Genomic DNA, 14,955 nt, shown 5'->3' with positions numbered 1-14,955 from the left:
GTTTCGGATATGACTGCTACGCGTACCACCGGCGCCGTCGCCGCCGGACTTGCCACCCTCGCCGCCGACGGCACCGTCCTCGACACCTGGTTCCCCGCCCCCGAGCTGCTCGCCGAGCCCGGCCCGGCCGGCACCGAGCGCCTCACCGCGGAGCGGGCCGTGGAGCTCCTGGGCGAGGCCGCGCCCAAGGCCCTCGGGCCGGACGCGCGGCGCGGCGTCGAGGTCGTAGCCGTCCGCACCGTGATCGCCTCGCTCGACGACAAGCCGCTGGACGCGCACGACGCGTACCTGCGCCTGCACCTGCTCAGCCACCGCCTGGTCAAGCCGCACGGCCAGAACCTGGACGGCCTCTTCGGCCTGCTGGCCAACGTCGCCTGGACCTCGCTCGGCCCGGTCGCCGTCGACCAGGTGGAGACCGTACGGCTGACCGCCCGCGCCGAGGGGCTGCACCTCCAGGTCACCTCGATCGACAAGTTCCCCCGGATGACGGACTACGTCGCCCCCAAGGGCGTCCGCATCGCCGACGCCGACCGGGTCCGCCTCGGCGCGCACCTGGCCGAGGGCACCACCGTCATGCACGAGGGCTTCGTCAACTTCAACGCCGGCACCCTCGGCACCTCCATGGTCGAGGGCCGCATCTCGGCCGGCGTCGTGGTCGGCGACGGCTCCGACATCGGCGGCGGCGCCTCCACCATGGGCACCCTCTCGGGCGGCGGCAAGCAGATCATCTCGATCGGCGAGCGCTGCCTGGTCGGCGCCGAGGCGGGCGTCGGCATCGCGCTGGGCGACGAGTGCATCGTCGAGGCCGGCCTCTACGTGACCGCGGGCACCCGCGTCACCCTGCCGGACGGCCAGATCGTCAAGGCCCTGGAGCTCTCGGGTGCCAGCAACATCCTCTTCCGCCGCAACTCGGTCACCGGCGCCGTCGAGGCCCGCCCGAACAACGCGGTCTGGGGCGGCCTGAACGAGGTCCTGCACAGCCACAACTGAACCGGCCCGCCCGATTCCGCGCGAACGCCCTCCCACACCCCCGAGCGGGGTGGGAGGGCGTTCGCGCGGAACGTGGTGGTCAGTGCGGGGCGATGGTGCGGATCAGGCCCGCGAAGGCCCGTTCCTCCTCCTCGGTCAGCTCGACCGTCTCCATCGGGTGGCCGGCCGGGCCGCGCTGGGCCGGGATGGCCGCGAGGCCCTCGCGGGCGCCCGGCTCCGGGTGGTGGAACCGGCTGTCCCACAGCATGTGGCCGAGACCGATGACCCAGGTCAGCGCCGCCAAGAGCAGCACGGCCAGCCCGATTTCCCGGGCGAGGGAGACGGAGGGGAACACGCGGTCCTCCAGGAGTGCGGGGGGACGGATCGGGCGTGGGCCTGGCGTGGGGATACTCAACACCACAACCCGGGTTGAACGGGTACGGATGTGGCCAGCGTCACGCCAGGGGCGAAAGTCCCCATCTCGCCCCCGCCGGTGCCCGTTCAGTCCGTCAGCAGCAGCTTGAAGCCGTCGTGGCTGCGCGCGAAACCCAGCCGTTCGCAGAAGCGGTGCGCCTGCACCCGCCGCTTGCTGCTGGTCAGCTGCACCAGACCGCAGCCCCGCTCGCGGGCCCGCGCCACCGCCCGCCCCATCAGCTCGGTGCCCAGTCCGTCGCCCCGCCGGTCCGGGCGCACGCGTACCGCCTCGACCAGCGCCCGTTCCCGGCCCCCTGGCCGAGGCCGGGAACGTACGTCAGCTGGAGGCACCCCAGCACCTGGTCCCCGTCCGCCAGGACGAGCACCTCGTTGCGCGGGTCCGCCTCGATGGCGGCGAAAGCCCGCTCGTGCGCCTCGGTGACCGCGGCGTCGCCGTCGCCGGCCAGGAGGACGGGCAGATCGGCACGGGTCGCGGCGCGGAAGATCATGCCGGCAGTGTGGCAGGCGGCCCGGGCGGGAGGGCGCCCGGGCCGGCCGCGGTCCGCGGTTACGGGCGGAAGCGCAGCACCTGCGGGTCGTGGTCGCTGTTCTGGGCGGCGAACTCCGCGTTGATGTGCACGCTGTCGTAGGAGAAGTTCTTGACGGCCGGGCTCGTCAGGATCTGGTCCAGTACCTGGGCGTTGCCCTGGTAGACATAGGAGTAACGTTCCGCCTTCGGCAGCGACTTGATCGCCGAGTACAGCACGCCGCCGTCCTCCAGCGCCTGCGCCGTCCCCGAGAACTCGAAGTCGTTGATGTCGCCGACCGCGAGGACGTCGGCGTTCTTCTCCGTCGCCAGGATCTCCTTGACGAAGCCGTTCACGGCCTGCGCCTGGAGCCGCCGCTTGGCCTCCGAGGAACGAACCGGCGGCTGGTGCGCGGAGGCCAGGCCCTCGTCGCCGCCCTTCGAGGTGAAGTGGTTGGCGATCACGAAGACCGTCCGGCCGCGGAAGACGAACTCGCCCGCCAGCGGCTTGCGGCTGTCGGCCCAGGCCGGGTTCGCCGGGTCGATCCGGCCGGGGGAGTGGGTCAGGGCCGCGTGGCCCTTCTCCGTCGTCACACCGGTCGCGGTCGTGGAATCGCCCGCCGCCCGGTCGGTGAAGGAGACCCGGGCGGGGTTGAACAGGAACACCTGGCGGATGTTGCCGCCGGGCTCGCCGCCGTCCTTGTTGTTCTCCGGGTTGATGGTCCGCCACTGGTAGGCCGGGCCGCCCGCCGCCGCGATGGCGGCGGTGAACTTGGTGAGCGTCTGCTCCGCCGAGACGGTGCCGTCGTTCTTGGCGCCGTTGTCGTCCTGGATCTCCTCCAGGGCCACGATGTCGGGGGAGGCGAGGTTCTCGACGACCGCCTTCGCCAGGTTGTCGAACTTCGACTGCGGGTCGGTCGGGTCGAGGTTCTCGACGTTGTACGTGGCCACCGCGAGCTCGCCCGGGGCCTGCGCCTTGGTCTTCTCGGGGGCGAGCGTGCCCGCCTGGACCTGGCCGAGGGTGCGCGCGACCAGGGTGTAGCCGCCGAACTGGTTGAAGTCGAGCGGGCCTTCCGTGGTGCCGGTCAGCTTGTCGCCGACGTTGGCCACCGGGAACGGCTGCTGCGCGAGGGGCGCCAGCTGCTGGATCTGCAGGCGGCCCGTGTTCTGGGACTCGTACGAGCCGTAGAGCGTACCGCCGCGCTTGGCGGTGTTCTCCCAGCCCTTCACCGTGACCCACAGCTCCGCGTACGGGTCGGTGGCGCCGACGACGCGCGAGGTGCCGATGCGGACGTTCATGCCCTCAAGGGACTCGTAGTAGTCCAGGGCGTACCGCGAGGGTTCCAGCGGCAGGCCGTTGATGCTGCCGGCGGCGGCCGCGTCGCCGGCCGGCGCGTACTCGGCGGGGACGCTGTACTCGTTGACCGCGACGGCTTCGGGCAGCGCGTTGCCGGAGGACACCACGGTGACGGCCGGCTTGCTGATCTGGGTGACCGACTGGTTGCCGGAGGAGACGCCGCCCGGGACGTACTCGCCGACCGTGCCGGTCACCTTGACGGCGTCGCCGACCGCGACGGTCGGGACCGAGCTCGTGAAGACGAAGACGCCCTCGCTGGTGGCGGCGTCGTCGTCGGCGTCCGGGTCCTGCATCCAGAAGCCGCGCGAGCCGTACGTGCGCACGCCGGTGACGATGCCCTCGACGCCGGTGACCTGCTTGCCGTTGAGCGGGGATATCCGGGTGGTGCCCTGGATGTCGTGGATGCGTACCGGATCGGCGGACGCGGCGCCCTCGGCAGCGTCGGCGGAGCCCGCGAGCAGACCGGTGGCCAGGGCCGTGGCGACGAGGGCCGCAATGGCGGCGGAACGGGGGTGCGTGGAGCGCATGGTCAAGAACTCCGGTGTGTGGAGGGTGGCACCCGGGGATCGCTGGGTGCCCGGAAACGTCGGCAGGGAGCGGGGTTCGGCTCTTCGCTACATCTACGCGCGTCAATTTCCTGTGTAGGGCGTGAAGTTGTCAAGGTCTCCAGGGAATACGGCAGCTGACTGTGGGATGAACCAAAGGCGTTGGGCCCGTGGCAGTGCCCGAAATGCGTCTACGCTGGGCGTCGCCGTCCGGCCCGACGGTCCCACCACCGCGTCCACGAGGAGAACCGCCCCATGTCCGCAGAGCCGCACCCCACGCTGCCGCCGGTACGGCTGCACTCCGATGCGGAGCTGGCCCGCGACGCCCTGGTCGCACCCCTGTTCGCCCGGGCCGTGCGCCTCGCCCGCTGGGCCGGCCCCGGCACGCGCGTCGAGGTCGGCGGCGAACTGGCCGCCGACCAGCTGCCGCAGGCTGCGGCCGCGCTCGGGCTCGACGCGACGGACCCGGACGGCCCGGTGTACACGAGCCAGGCCTGGCGGGTGGCCGTCGACACCGGCCTGGTCGACGTGACCGAACCCGAGGAGGACGCCGACGAGGCGGAACACGGGACGGCCGAACCCGGCGAGGACCTCGCCCTGATCACCGGGGGCGCGCCCGGTGACGTACTCGACCTGTGGCTGGCCGCCCTGGACACCGTCCTCGCGGACGCGGCCGTACCCGATCTGGACGACCTCGTCGACGCGCTGGAGGACGGCGGGGCGATCGACTTCGACTGCCTCGACTGGAACCCGGCCCGCGAGGCGGACTTCCTCGACGGGGTCCTCGCCAACCTCTACCTGCTCACCGTCGCAGCGGGCGGCGCGGGGGAGAGCCCGGTGCCGCTGCCCGTCCTCGCCGCCTCGATGGTCGTCCCCGACGACATGGGGGAGCCGACCGACGCGGTGCTGGAGCAGGTCTCCGACGCGATGATGCGCCTGGACGACCAGTTCCGGCAGCTGGAGCCCATCGGGCTGGTCGAGTACCGGCCCGTCGACGAGGAGCTGATGGCCGAGGCCGACGACGAGGAACTGCTCCCGGGGCCGGCCGACGCGGACGAGGAGGACATCGCCCGGTACGGCATGGTACGGCTGACCGCCCTCGGCCTGTACGGGGTCCGCGCCCGCATGCTCGAAGCCGGGGTCGAGGCGCCCGCCATCGGCGAACTGGCCGACAAGGGCGCGGACGCCCTGCTGGACACGGTCTCCCGCTACCCCGAGGACGCGGCGCAGGCGGAGGTCGAGCAGTGGCTGGCCGGCCGCGAACTGCCCGCTGCGGTGGCCGAACTGCTCGAGGCGGCCCGCGGCGACGACGAAGGGGCCCCACTGCGCCGGCTGCGCTGCCAGCAGGCCCTCGCCCCGGCCGGACCCGAAGCGGAACCCGCGGTCCGGGCGGTGCTGGACGATCCGCAGCTGGGCGGGCTCGCCCGGGTGTGGCTGGCCGAGCGCGGGGCGGCGGACGTACCGGCTCCGGACGGGGCGATGGTCTTCTGGCTGACGGTCGACACGATCGCGGCGCAGCTGGCGGCGGACGCGGAAGCGGAGGAACTGCCGCTGCTGATGCAGACGCTGACGGGACACCACACCGGTTTCTTCGACGAGGTCTGGCGGGTGGCGCACCCGGCGACGGCGGAGGTCCTGGAGGCGATGGGCCGGCTGCACCCCGACAAGAAGGCGGCGAAGGAAGCCCGGAAGGCCGCATTCAAGGCCCGTTCCCGCCGCAACTGACCCCGCGGCCCCGGACCCCTTCCGCGGCTACGGGCACCACGGCCCGGGGTGGACAACGCGCCGATCACCGGCCGGAGTCGGCCATTGCGGCCGGCCGTCAAGGGTCAGCCGGTTTTCCGGGGTAGTTCAGCCGCCGTTCACGTGCGGGCGGGAGCGTGTGCGCCGACGACCGCACGACAGGCGCACCACCGCCCACCCCCTGGAGCCACGATGCCCCTCAGCCGTAGAGACTTCACCGCCCGCACCGTCATCGCCGGCGCGGGCGTCGCGCTCACCGGAACCGTCGGCGCGCTCGCCACCGCACCCGGAGCGCTGGCGGCCGACGACAGCCCCCGGCACGACGAGCACGGTCGCCGGCACGAGCCCGGCTACGGCCCGCTCGTCTCCGACCCGGCCGGAATCCTGGCCCTCCCGGCCGGCTTCACCTACCGCGTCATCACCCACAGCGGCGTGACGAAGCTCGACTCCGGCGAGAGCACCCCCTCCAACCACGACGGCACGGCCGCCTTCGAGGGCCACCGGGGGGTCACCCTCCTCGTCAACAACCACGAGCTGAAGGGTCCCCGCTCGGGCTGGGCCCACCCGGTCCCCCTCACCGAGGGCCTCGTCTACGACCCGGCGGCCTCCGGCGGCTGCACGGTCGTCGAGGTCCGCCGCGGCGGCGAGGTCGCCGAATGGGTCGGCATCGCCGGTACGTCCACCAACTGCGCGGGCGGCGCCACCCCCTGGGGGACCTGGCTGACCTGCGAGGAGACCGAGGACCTGGCCGGCAAGAACGGGATGACCAAGGACCACGGCTACGTCTTCGAGGTCGACCCGCACGACCGCCGCGCCAACCGCGGCCCGCAGCCCGTCAAGGCGTTCGGGCGGTACGCGCACGAGGCGGTCGTCATCGACCCGCGCCAGGGCCACGCCTACCTGACGGAGGACGCCTCCGGCCCCAACGGCCTGCTCTACCGCTGGACCCCGCCGAAGGGCTTCCACCACGGGCGCGGCAAGCTGCGTACGCTCGCCCCCGACGCGGGCGTGCTCGCGGCGGCCAAGTGCTTCGACAGCTCCGGGCGGTTCGTGGACGACCTCTCGCGCGCTACGCAGACCGGCACCGTGTACGGGGTCGACTGGGCCGAGGTCCCGGACCGCGACGGGCGCACGACGTCGGTGCGCAAGCAGTTCGGGGCGGACGCCGTGACCCGGGCGCGCAAGCTGGAGGGCATGTGGTGGGCCGACGGGGGCGCGTACTTCGTCTCCTCCTACGCCCGCTCCGAGAGCCCGGGCGCGGCGCACGACGGCCAGGTCTGGTTCTACGACCCGAAGCGGCGCACGATCCGGCTGATGGTCCTGCTCGGGGTGAACGCCGACCCGTCCAAGGACGGCGCCTTCGACGGGCCGGACAACATCACGGTGTCCCCGTACGGCGGCCTGGTCATCGCGGAGGACGGCGAAGGCGTCCAGCACCTGCTCGGCGCGACGGAGTCGGGCCGCACCTATCCGCTCGCCCGCAACGAGATGAACACGGGGACGGCCGAGAACCCCGAGTACTCGGAGTTCACGGGCGTCTGCTTCTCCCCTGACGGGCGCACCCTGTACGCCAACATCCAGGAGCCGGGGATCATGCTGGCCATCACCGGCCCTTGGCGGCGCGCCCACTGAGGACGCCGACGGACGGCGGCAGGGCCGCTGCTGCCCGGCGGGCCGGGGTGGCTCCGCCCCGGCCCTACTGGGCCGGTGCGGCCTCCGCACGGGAGGCCGCGGCCCACTCCTCAAGCAGGAATTCGTACGCCTCGGAGGGCCACTCGTCGTCCACCCTGGTCTCGACGAGGTGCCGGATCGCCGCGTTCGCCTCTGCGGCGGACGGGCGGGCCGGACCCGCGGGCTGGAGTGTCTTCTGCATGAGTCCAAGGCTACGGGCGGCCACTGACAGTCACCTCCGATTTCGGGGTGGCATCGCTCACCCGGCGTTGGCCGCCGGTCGCACGATGTGGCCGCTCACCTGCTCAGAGTGCCTCCGCGGCGGGCTTGACCATGCCCCGCACTGTGCGGGACTTCACAAAGTCGCCCATGGCCGTCATCTCCCACTCGCCGCTGAACTGTCTGATCAGCTTGGCCATCATGACGCCGGTCTGCGGCTCCGCGCCGGTGAGGTCGAAGCGGACCAGCTCCTCGTCGCTCGCCGCGTCGATCAGGCGGCAGTAGGCCTTCGCCACCTCGGTGAACTTCTGGCCGGAGAAGGAGTTGACCGTGAAGACCAGGCCCGTGGCCTCGGCGGGCAGCCGGCCGAGGTCCACGACGATGACCTCGTCGTCCCCGGCGCCCTCGCCGGTCAGATTGTCACCCGAGTGCTTGACGGCTCCGCCGAGGATCGACAGCTTGCCGAAGTAGCAGCTGTCGATGTGGTTGCGCTGCGGGCCGTAGGCGATGACGGACGCGTCGAGGTCGATGGCCCGGCCGCCGAACGCGGGTTCCCAGCCGAGGCCCATCTTGACCTGGGAGAGCAGCGGGCGGCCGCCCTTGACGAGGGAGACGGTCTGGTTCTTGCGGAGGCTGACCCGCCCCTTGTCGAGGTTGATCTTCCCGGTGGCGGCAGCGGCGGGGGCCGGGGCGGGCGCCGAGGGCATGGGCGGGGCGGCCGGGACGGCCGCGGGCATCGGCGGCGCGGCGACGGCGGGCGCGGGGGCGGCCGGCTCCTCCTCGACCGTGACCCCGAAGTCCGTGGCGATGCCGGCGAGGCCGTTGGCGTACCCCTGGCCCACGGCGCGCACCTTCCACGCACCGCCGCGCTGGTACACCTCCACCACCACGAGGGCGGTCTCCGCGCCGAGCTGCGGCGGGGTGAACGTGGCGATCACCGCACCGCTCGCCGCGTCCCGCACCGTGGCGGTGGGTTCGATGCCCTGGAAGGTCTGCCCGGCGGCGTCCGGACTCGCGGTCACCACGATCCGCTCGATGCCCGGCGGCAGGGCGGCGGTGTCGACGGTGATCGAGTCGGGCGCCGAACCGCCGCCGGACCGGTAGCTCACACCGGGCCCGGTCGGCTGGTTGTAGAAGATGAAGTCGGCGTCCGAACGCACCTTGCCGTCCGCCGTGAGGAGGAGCCCGGAAACGTCGAGCCGCACCGGGGCAGCCACATCCACCGTCACGCGGACGGTGTTGAGCGGCAGATTGGAACCAGGGGTCATAGCGGTCATGCCCGGAGAACGACCGACACCGCTTTGCCGTTCCCTTACCCTCGCAGGACTTCTCAACCGCGGTTGCGCGGGTGGTTCCGGGCCGTGCGCTCGTTGCCGAACTTGTAGGCGCCGGTCCAGCGGGCCATGACCAGCTGGGCGTCGCCCGACTCCACCTCGGCGAGGAACCTCGCGGCCCGGGCCCCGCGCAGGGTGCCCGCGGCCCGGCCCCGGCGCGTGATGACGACGCGGTCGCCCTGTCCTTCGTACGTGAACCCGTGCGGCTTCGGCATGAGCGGCAACCTGCCCTGCCCGGGGCGGAGGCGGCAACGGACTTGGCCCGCCCCACCAGCGGGCCGGAGCCCCCCGCGGGTGCCCGGCCCGGCCCGCCGCCCGGCGGCCTCCGCCCGGGGCCCGGCCCCCGGCGTCAGCCCCCGGTGACCCGGCGCGGCAGCCCCAGCGGGTTGCCCTCGCGCAGCTCCGCGGGCAGCAGCGCGTCCGGCACCGACTGGTACGCCACCGGCCGCAGCCAGCGCTCGATGGCGGCGCCGCCGACCGAGGTGAAGTGCGAGGTGGCCGCCGGGTACGGGCCGCCGTGGTGCTGGGCCGGCGCCACCGCGACCCCGGTCGGCCAGCCGTTCACCACGATCCGGCCCGCCAACCCGGTGACCTGCGCGATCAGTTCGGCGGCCGGCCCGGGCGCGCCCTCGGTCTCGGCCGCCGAGAGCTGGAGGGTGGCGCTCAGGTTCCCGCCGAGCCGGCCCAGCACCTCGGCCGCCTCGGCCCCGTCCGCGTACCGGACGACGACCCCGACCGGGCCGAAGCACTCCTCCAGGAGCACCTCGTAGGACGGCCCGCCGTCGAGGAGGGTCCGGGCCGGCAGGGTCAGGTACCCGGCGGTGACGGAGTGCTCCCCGCCCGGGCCCGGGGCGACGGGCGCATCCACTCCGGGCAGCGCCGACCGCTCGCGGACCCCGGCGACGAAGGCGTCCCGCATCCGGTGGTCCAGCAGCACCCCCGGCCCGGTCTCGCCGAGCGCCTTGCCGAGCGCGGCGGTGAGCCGGTCACCGTCCGGGCCCGCGGGGACGAGGGCGAGGCCGGGCTTGACGCAGAACTGGCCGACGCCGAGCGTGAGCGAGCCCGCGAGCCCCGCGCCGATCTCATCGGCGCGCTCGGCGACCGCCGCCGGGGTGACCACGACGGGGTTCAGGGAGCCCAGTTCGCCGTGGAAGGGGATCGGCACGGGCCGGGCGGCGGCCGCGTCGAACAGGGCCCGTCCGCCCCGGACGGAACCGGTGAACCCGGCCGCCGCGACGAGCGGGTGGCGGATCAGTTCCAGGCCGGCCCCGAAGCCGTGGACGACGGCGACGGCCGCGGCCGGCAGCCCGGCCCGTACCGCCGCCCGGCGCAGCAGCGAGGCACACAGTTCGGAGGTCGCCGGGTGGTCGGGGTGCGCCTTGACCACCACGGGGCAGCCGGCGGCGAGGGCGCTCGCGGTGTCCCCGCCGGGCACGGAGAAGGCGAGCGGGAAGTTGGAGGCGGCGTAGACGGCGGTCACGCCCAGCGGCACCTTGTAGCGGCGCAGTCCGGGGCGCGGCGGGCTCAGCGAGGGGTCGGCGCGGTCGATGCGGATGTCGAGGTAGCCGCCCTCGTCCACGGCGTCGGCGAAGGCCCGCAGCTGGCCGGTGGTGCGGGCCAGCTCGCCGGTGAGCCGGCCGGGCCCGAGCGCGGTCTCGGCGTCGGCGGTTTCGACGACCTGGTCCGCGGCCGCGTCCAGCAGCTCGGCGGCCCCGCGCAGGAAGGCGGTGCGGGCGGCGCGGTCGGCGAGCGCGGCCCGGGCGGCGTGCGCCGCGCGTACGGCTGCGTCCACCTCCTGGGCTGTGGCCTCCACCGCAACCTGCCCGTGCTGCTTCCCGGTGCGGGGGTCCACACTCCAGACTGGTGTAGCTGCCATGGCGCACTGCCTCCTGGATCCACGCCGACCCAGAGGGCGGCGTTCAGTATTCTGAACGCCGTTCCGATGGGTGAATGATCACATCCAGTGTGGACTCTATTTCCGCGTCTTCCCGGTTGACAAGGGATAACGAGACGAGAGGGGCACGAGGCCGATGACCAGAGGTGGTTCCGGGACGCCGGGGGACGAAGTCACGGAGGGGGGCGGTCCGGGAGCCCCGGCGGCCGTCAAGTCGGCCGTGCGCACGGTCATGCTGCTGGAGCACTTCGCGGCCCGGCCGGGACTGCACAGCCTGGCCGACATCCAGCACGACCTCGCGCTGCCCAAGTCCAGCCTGTACATGCTGCTGCGCACGCTGGTGAACCTGGGCTGGGTGGAGACCGACGCCACGGGCACGCGGTACGGCATCGGCGTGCGCGCCCTGCTCGTCGGCAGTTCCTACATCGACGGCGACGAGGTGGTCGCGGCGGCCAGGCCCACTCTGGACCGGCTCTCCGACGACACGACGGAGACGATCCACCTGGCCCGGATGGACGGGACGAGCGTGGTCTACCTCGCGACCCGCCAGTCCCAGCACTACCTGCGGCCGTTCACCCGGGTCGGGCGGCGGCTGCCCGTGCACTCCACGGCCCTCGGCAAGGCCCTGCTGGCCACGCACACCGACGACGAGGTGCGCGGGCTGCTGCCGCGCCGGCTGGAGGCGGTCACCGAGCACACCATCACCGACCGGGAGCGGCTGGTGGACGAGCTGGCGCTGGTGCGGGAACAGGGGTACGCGGTCGACCGGGAGGAGAACACCCTGGGGCTGCGCTGCTTCGGGGTGGCGGTGCCGTACCGCACCCCGGCGCGGGACGCGGTGAGCTGCTCGGTGCCGGTCGCCCGGCTGACGCCGCGGCACGAGCAGGGCATCAAGGCCGCGCTGTTCGAGGCGCGCGACCGGCTGTCGGTGGCGACGCGCCGGATGTGAGAGACCGGATGTGAGGCGGCGGGTGTGAGATGCCGGGTGTGAGATGCCGGGTGTGAGATGCCGGGTGTGAGGCGCCGGGTGTGAGGCGCCGGATGTGACGCGGTGGTGTGACGCGCCGGAGGTGGGGATTCCTCCCCCGGGCGGGGGAGGCGGTTCACCTTCGTGGGGGAGGCGGTGGGGCGGCGCGCACGCGACCGTTGGGTCATGACCACACGACCGGTACACACCATCGGGACGACGTACGCGGCGACGTACGCGGGGCAGCCGCCGTCCACCGGTCCGGGGACCTCCCGGCCCGGGGTCGTCGGGCGGATCCTGCGGGCGGCAGCCCTGGCCACCACCGTGCCCTACCTGTGCCTCAAAGGCGCCTGGCTGGCGGGGAGCCGCATCGGGATACCGGACGGCAGCGTGCTGCTGGAGCCCGGCATGTTCTTCAAGGTGGCGAACGCCGTCACCCTGGCCATGGACTCGGCCGTCATCGTGCTCGTGCTGGTGCTCACCCGGTCATGGGGCCTGCGGGTGCCGTCCTGGCTGCTGACCGTCCCGGTGTTCATCGCCACCGGACTGCTCGTTCCGGTCGTCGTGGCCTTCCCCGCCCAATGCCTCCTGGGCGCCGTGGGCCTGGGGCCGGACGCCGCCGCGGAGGCGGCCAAGGAGCCCTTCCTCGACCCCTGGGTGTTCAACGTCGTCTACGGCGGCTTCATCCTGCAGGCCATAGCCCTGGCCGGGCTGTTCGTCCCCTATGCGCGGGAGCGCTGGGGCCGGCGGTGGCAGGGCGTCCTGGGGGAGCGGCTCCCGTCACCCACGGGGGTGGTGGCGGGAGCCGCGGCGGTGATGGCCGTGGCCGTGGCGGCCGTGCAGCTCCACTGGGCCTTCGGCGGCGAGGCCGGGCTGAGCGCGTCGCAGATCGCCCAGTTCAATCCGCAGACGGGCGCGGTGTCCGCCACCCACGCGATGTGCGCCCTGGCCGCGGGCGCGGGTGCCGTGAACCTGGCGCGGGGCGGGGCCCGACAGGCCCGGTGGGCGCTGGCCCTGGCATGGACCGGGGCGGCGGCTGCGGCGTGCTGGGGCCTGTGGCTGCTGATCGCCTTGACGGCTACCACCGATCCCGCCACGGAGGTCACCACCGCGATGGTCCTGACCTACGCTGGCCAGATGATCACCGGCCTGCTCGCCGCAGCGGTCCTGGCCCGGTTCCTCGCCTCACGCCGCACCGCGTGAGACGGACCGGCGCGGACGGGAGAACGGCCGACGGGGGCAGCCGGATGCCGGGGTTCAGCGGGACGTAGGGGCCAACGGGACGCAGGGGGCAGCGGGATGCGGGCGGAGGTACGGGCCGGCGTGGGCCGGCTGCTGGGGGCGCGGGCCCGGCGGCGGTGGGTACACCTGATCCTCGGCGGGGCCCTGCTGATGCCGTACTTCCTCCTCGCCGAGGTGGCGGTCAGCGTCGTGGCGGGCGTGGGCAACGTCCTCGGCTCCACCCCGCTGACCTTCGCCGCCTACGGGGTGTCCCTGCCGCTGGCCGCGGTGACCGCCGTGTTCGCGCTCGTCCGGCCGATGTCGGCGGGGGCCGTTCGGGCCCTGTGCGGGGTGCCGGGCACGCGACTGGCGGAGGGGCCGGCCCGGTCCTGGCCGGCCCGGGGGCGGACTTCGGCCTGGTGGACGCTGCACCTGGGGGTCGGGGCCGTCATCAGCGGGATGAGCCTCGCGGTGCCGCCCATGGCGGCGGTGCTGATCGTGCTGCCGTTCGTGCGCCGTCTGCGGGACACGCCGGTGGGGGCCGGCTGGTTCAGTACCGCCGCCGCCCCGTACACCGCCCCGCTGCTCGGGATCGGTCTGCTGTGCGGGCTCGTCCTGTGCGCCGCCGCGGCCGGGGCACTTCTGGCCCGGGCGGCGCCGGTCCTCCTCGGGCCGACCGCGGCCGACCGGCTGGCGGCGGCGGAGGAGCGGGCGGCCGACCTCGCGGTGCGCAACCGGCTCGCGAGGGAACTGCACGACGCCGTCGGGCACGCGCTGAGCGCGGTCACCCTCCAGGCGAGCGCCGCCCGTCGGGTGCTGGACAGCGACCCGGACTTCGTGCGCGAGGCGCTGGCCGCGATCGAGGACACCACGCGGCGGACGGTGGGCGAGCTGGACGCCGTGCTGGGCCTGCTGCGGGAGGGCGACGGGACCGACGGGGCGGGCCGGCCGCAGCCCGCGCCGACGCTCGCCGCCGACCTCGACGGCCTGCTCGCCCGTTCCCGGGCCGCCGGCACCCCGATCACCGCCCACCAGGACCCCGGGGCCGCCCGGGACTGGTCCCGGCTCCCCGCGATCGCCTCCCGCGAGGCGTACCGGATCGTCCAAGAGGGCCTGAGCAACGCCCTGCGCCACGGCGCGGGCCCCGTCGAGCTGTGGATCGCAGTAGAGGGCGACGAAGACGGAACCCACCGTGAACTGGAGATCACCATGACCAACCCGCAGGGCACCGCGGACGGGCCGGAGCCCCGCGACAGGGGCGGCCGCGGACTGCTCGGCGCGGCCGAGCGGGCCGCCCTCCTCGGCGGCAGCGTCGAAGCCGGCCCGGATGACGGCCGGTGGCGGCTGCGCGCCGTCCTTCCACTGGGCGGGGAAGAGCGATGAGCCGGCCGCCACTGCGCATCGTGCTCGCCGACGACGAGCGGATGGTCCGCACCGCCCTGCGGGTGATCCTGGAGGCCGAGCCCGACCTGGAGGTCGTCGGCGAGGCCGTCGGCGGCGCCGAAGCGGTTTCCCTCGTCCGCGCGCTGGCCCCCGACGTGGTCCTGATGGACGTTCGGATGCCGGAGATCGACGGCATCCGTGCCACGGAACAGATCCTGGCCACCATGGCCGAGCCGCCCCGGATCGTGGTCGTCACCACCTTCGAGAACGACTCCTACGTCTACGGGGCGCTGCGCGCGGGCGCCGCCGGCTTCCTCCTCAAGCGCGCCGACCCGGACGAGCTGATCGGCGCGGTACGGCTCGTCGCCCGCGGTGATTCCCTCCTGTTCCCCTCCGCCGTCCGGGCCCTCGCCGCCACCCATGCGGCCGGCGCCCCCCGCGCCACCGCCTCCTGGGTGGCCCGGCTTACCGACCGGGAGGCCGACGTACTGCGCCTGATCGCCACCGGCCTGTCCAACCACGAGGTGAGCGAGCGCCTCGGCGTCGGTCCCCAGACGGTCAAGACGCACGTCGCCGCCGTCCTCGCCAAGACCGGCTCCCGCGACCGCACCCAGGCGGTGATCGCGGCCTACGAGGGGGGCTTCCTCATGAGGAAAAGCTGAGAACCCGGCCACAATCGGGGCAGAGCGGAACGTCCGGCGCCGCTCGCGCG

At 73.9% G+C, this 14,955-nt stretch carries 14 protein-coding genes and 1 pseudogene; 7 read left to right on the top strand and 8 right to left on the bottom strand.

Annotated features, from left to right (window positions below; all coding sequences use genetic code 11):
* Positions 1-9: 9 nt before the first annotated feature.
* The gene (gene dapD / locus ACWGH1_RS21810) at positions 10-990 is read left to right on the top strand and encodes a 2,3,4,5-tetrahydropyridine-2,6-dicarboxylate N-succinyltransferase (protein WP_453356927.1); all 981 of its coding nucleotides are present in this window, start codon (positions 10-12) and stop codon (positions 988-990) included.
* A gap of 79 nt (positions 991-1,069) precedes the next feature.
* On the opposite strand, the gene ACWGH1_RS21805 is transcribed toward dapD, so the two are convergent.
* The 4 genes and pseudogenes from ACWGH1_RS21805 to ACWGH1_RS21790 form a co-directional block, all read right to left on the bottom strand.
* Positions 1,070-1,324: a hypothetical protein gene (locus ACWGH1_RS21805; protein ID WP_453356926.1), complete on the bottom strand. Its 255-nt coding sequence runs from the start codon at positions 1,322-1,324 to the stop codon at positions 1,070-1,072.
* Between the two features lie 146 nt (positions 1,325-1,470).
* A pseudogene (locus ACWGH1_RS21800) lies at positions 1,471-1,701 on the bottom strand (GNAT family N-acetyltransferase); the annotation flags it as partial.
* Positions 1,620-1,892: a hypothetical protein gene (locus ACWGH1_RS21795; protein ID WP_453356929.1), complete on the bottom strand. Its 273-nt coding sequence runs from the start codon at positions 1,890-1,892 to the stop codon at positions 1,620-1,622. The gene ACWGH1_RS21795 and the pseudogene ACWGH1_RS21800, both read right to left, overlap by 82 nt.
* Before the next feature lie 59 nt (positions 1,893-1,951).
* Positions 1,952-3,793, bottom strand: coding sequence for an endonuclease/exonuclease/phosphatase family protein (locus ACWGH1_RS21790; protein WP_453408921.1), 1,842 nt, complete (start codon positions 3,791-3,793; stop codon positions 1,952-1,954).
* 273 nt (positions 3,794-4,066) lie between these two features.
* Here ACWGH1_RS21790 and ACWGH1_RS21785 point away from each other — a divergent pair, with 273 nt between their 5' ends.
* Entirely contained in the window at positions 4,067-5,536 is a 1,470-nt protein-coding gene (locus tag ACWGH1_RS21785) for a hypothetical protein (protein WP_453352609.1), read from the top strand.
* A gap of 210 nt (positions 5,537-5,746) precedes the next feature.
* Complete coding sequence (locus ACWGH1_RS21780; RefSeq protein ID WP_453352610.1) at positions 5,747-7,186, top strand: alkaline phosphatase PhoX; 1,440 nt, start codon at positions 5,747-5,749, stop codon at positions 7,184-7,186.
* Between the two features lie 64 nt (positions 7,187-7,250).
* Here ACWGH1_RS21780 and ACWGH1_RS21775 read toward each other — a convergent pair whose 3' ends face one another.
* The 4 genes from ACWGH1_RS21775 to ACWGH1_RS21760 form a co-directional block, all read right to left on the bottom strand.
* Positions 7,251-7,427, bottom strand: a complete 177-nt coding sequence (locus tag ACWGH1_RS21775) for a hypothetical protein (RefSeq protein ID WP_361313450.1) — start codon at positions 7,425-7,427, stop codon at positions 7,251-7,253.
* 103 nt (positions 7,428-7,530) lie between these two features.
* Positions 7,531-8,712 carry a TerD family protein gene (locus tag ACWGH1_RS21770; protein ID WP_453352620.1) on the bottom strand — a complete coding sequence of 394 codons (1,182 nt, stop codon included), beginning with the start codon at positions 8,710-8,712 and terminating at the stop codon, positions 7,531-7,533.
* Between the two features lie 62 nt (positions 8,713-8,774).
* Complete coding sequence (locus ACWGH1_RS21765) at positions 8,775-8,993, bottom strand: hypothetical protein (RefSeq protein WP_453352611.1); 219 nt, start codon at positions 8,991-8,993, stop codon at positions 8,775-8,777.
* 134 nt (positions 8,994-9,127) lie between these two features.
* Positions 9,128-10,654: an aldehyde dehydrogenase (NADP(+)) gene (locus tag ACWGH1_RS21760; RefSeq protein WP_453352612.1), complete on the bottom strand. Its 1,527-nt coding sequence runs from the start codon at positions 10,652-10,654 to the stop codon at positions 9,128-9,130.
* Positions 10,655-10,808: 154 nt separating this feature from the next.
* Between ACWGH1_RS21760 and ACWGH1_RS21755 the strand changes: the two genes are divergently transcribed.
* The 4 genes from ACWGH1_RS21755 (at position 10,809) to ACWGH1_RS21740 (ending at position 14,905) form a co-directional block, all read left to right on the top strand.
* Positions 10,809-11,621: an IclR family transcriptional regulator gene (locus tag ACWGH1_RS21755; RefSeq protein WP_453352613.1), complete on the top strand. Its 813-nt coding sequence runs from the start codon at positions 10,809-10,811 to the stop codon at positions 11,619-11,621.
* A gap of 204 nt (positions 11,622-11,825) precedes the next feature.
* Positions 11,826-12,842 (top strand): hypothetical protein, encoded by a 1,017-nt coding sequence (locus ACWGH1_RS21750; RefSeq protein ID WP_453352614.1) that lies wholly within the window; start codon positions 11,826-11,828, stop codon positions 12,840-12,842.
* A 96-nt stretch (positions 12,843-12,938) separates the two neighbouring features.
* On the top strand, positions 12,939-14,243 hold the full coding sequence (locus ACWGH1_RS21745; protein WP_453352615.1) for a sensor histidine kinase: 1,305 nt from the start codon (positions 12,939-12,941) through the stop codon (positions 14,241-14,243).
* On the top strand, positions 14,240-14,905 hold the full coding sequence (locus tag ACWGH1_RS21740; protein ID WP_453408920.1) for a response regulator: 666 nt from the start codon (positions 14,240-14,242) through the stop codon (positions 14,903-14,905). The genes ACWGH1_RS21745 and ACWGH1_RS21740 overlap by 4 nt, the downstream gene beginning before the upstream one ends.
* Positions 14,906-14,955 lie beyond the last annotated feature (50 nt).

The organism is Streptomyces sp. NPDC054883, assembly GCF_053610645.1.
This window is presented reverse-complemented; position numbering and strand designations above follow the sequence as displayed.

Bases quoted from the DNA above. Each gene is read 5' to 3' on its own strand.
- ACWGH1_RS21795 (WP_453356929.1), bottom strand. From the start codon at position 1,892: ATGATCTTCCGCGCCGCGACCCGTGCCGATCTGCCCGTCCTCCTGGCC.
- ACWGH1_RS21755 (WP_453352613.1), top strand. From the start codon at position 10,809: ATGACCAGAGGTGGTTCCGGGACGCCGGGGGACGAAGTCACGGAGGGG.
- ACWGH1_RS21785 (WP_453352609.1), top strand. From the start codon at position 4,067: ATGTCCGCAGAGCCGCACCCCACGCTGCCGCCGGTACGGCTGCACTCC.
- ACWGH1_RS21750 (WP_453352614.1), top strand. From the start codon at position 11,826: ATGACCACACGACCGGTACACACCATCGGGACGACGTACGCGGCGACG.
- ACWGH1_RS21790 (WP_453408921.1), bottom strand. From the start codon at position 3,793: ATGCGCTCCACGCACCCCCGTTCCGCCGCCATTGCGGCCCTCGTCGCC.
- ACWGH1_RS21740 (WP_453408920.1), top strand. From the start codon at position 14,240: ATGAGCCGGCCGCCACTGCGCATCGTGCTCGCCGACGACGAGCGGATG.
- ACWGH1_RS21770 (WP_453352620.1), bottom strand. From the start codon at position 8,712: ATGACCCCTGGTTCCAATCTGCCGCTCAACACCGTCCGCGTGACGGTG.
- ACWGH1_RS21775 (WP_361313450.1), bottom strand. From the start codon at position 7,427: ATGCAGAAGACACTCCAGCCCGCGGGTCCGGCCCGCCCGTCCGCCGCA.
- dapD (WP_453356927.1), top strand. From the start codon at position 10: ATGACTGCTACGCGTACCACCGGCGCCGTCGCCGCCGGACTTGCCACC.
- ACWGH1_RS21765 (WP_453352611.1), bottom strand. From the start codon at position 8,993: ATGCCGAAGCCGCACGGGTTCACGTACGAAGGACAGGGCGACCGCGTC.
- ACWGH1_RS21780 (WP_453352610.1), top strand. From the start codon at position 5,747: ATGCCCCTCAGCCGTAGAGACTTCACCGCCCGCACCGTCATCGCCGGC.
- ACWGH1_RS21745 (WP_453352615.1), top strand. From the start codon at position 12,939: ATGCGGGCGGAGGTACGGGCCGGCGTGGGCCGGCTGCTGGGGGCGCGG.
- ACWGH1_RS21760 (WP_453352612.1), bottom strand. From the start codon at position 10,654: ATGGCAGCTACACCAGTCTGGAGTGTGGACCCCCGCACCGGGAAGCAG.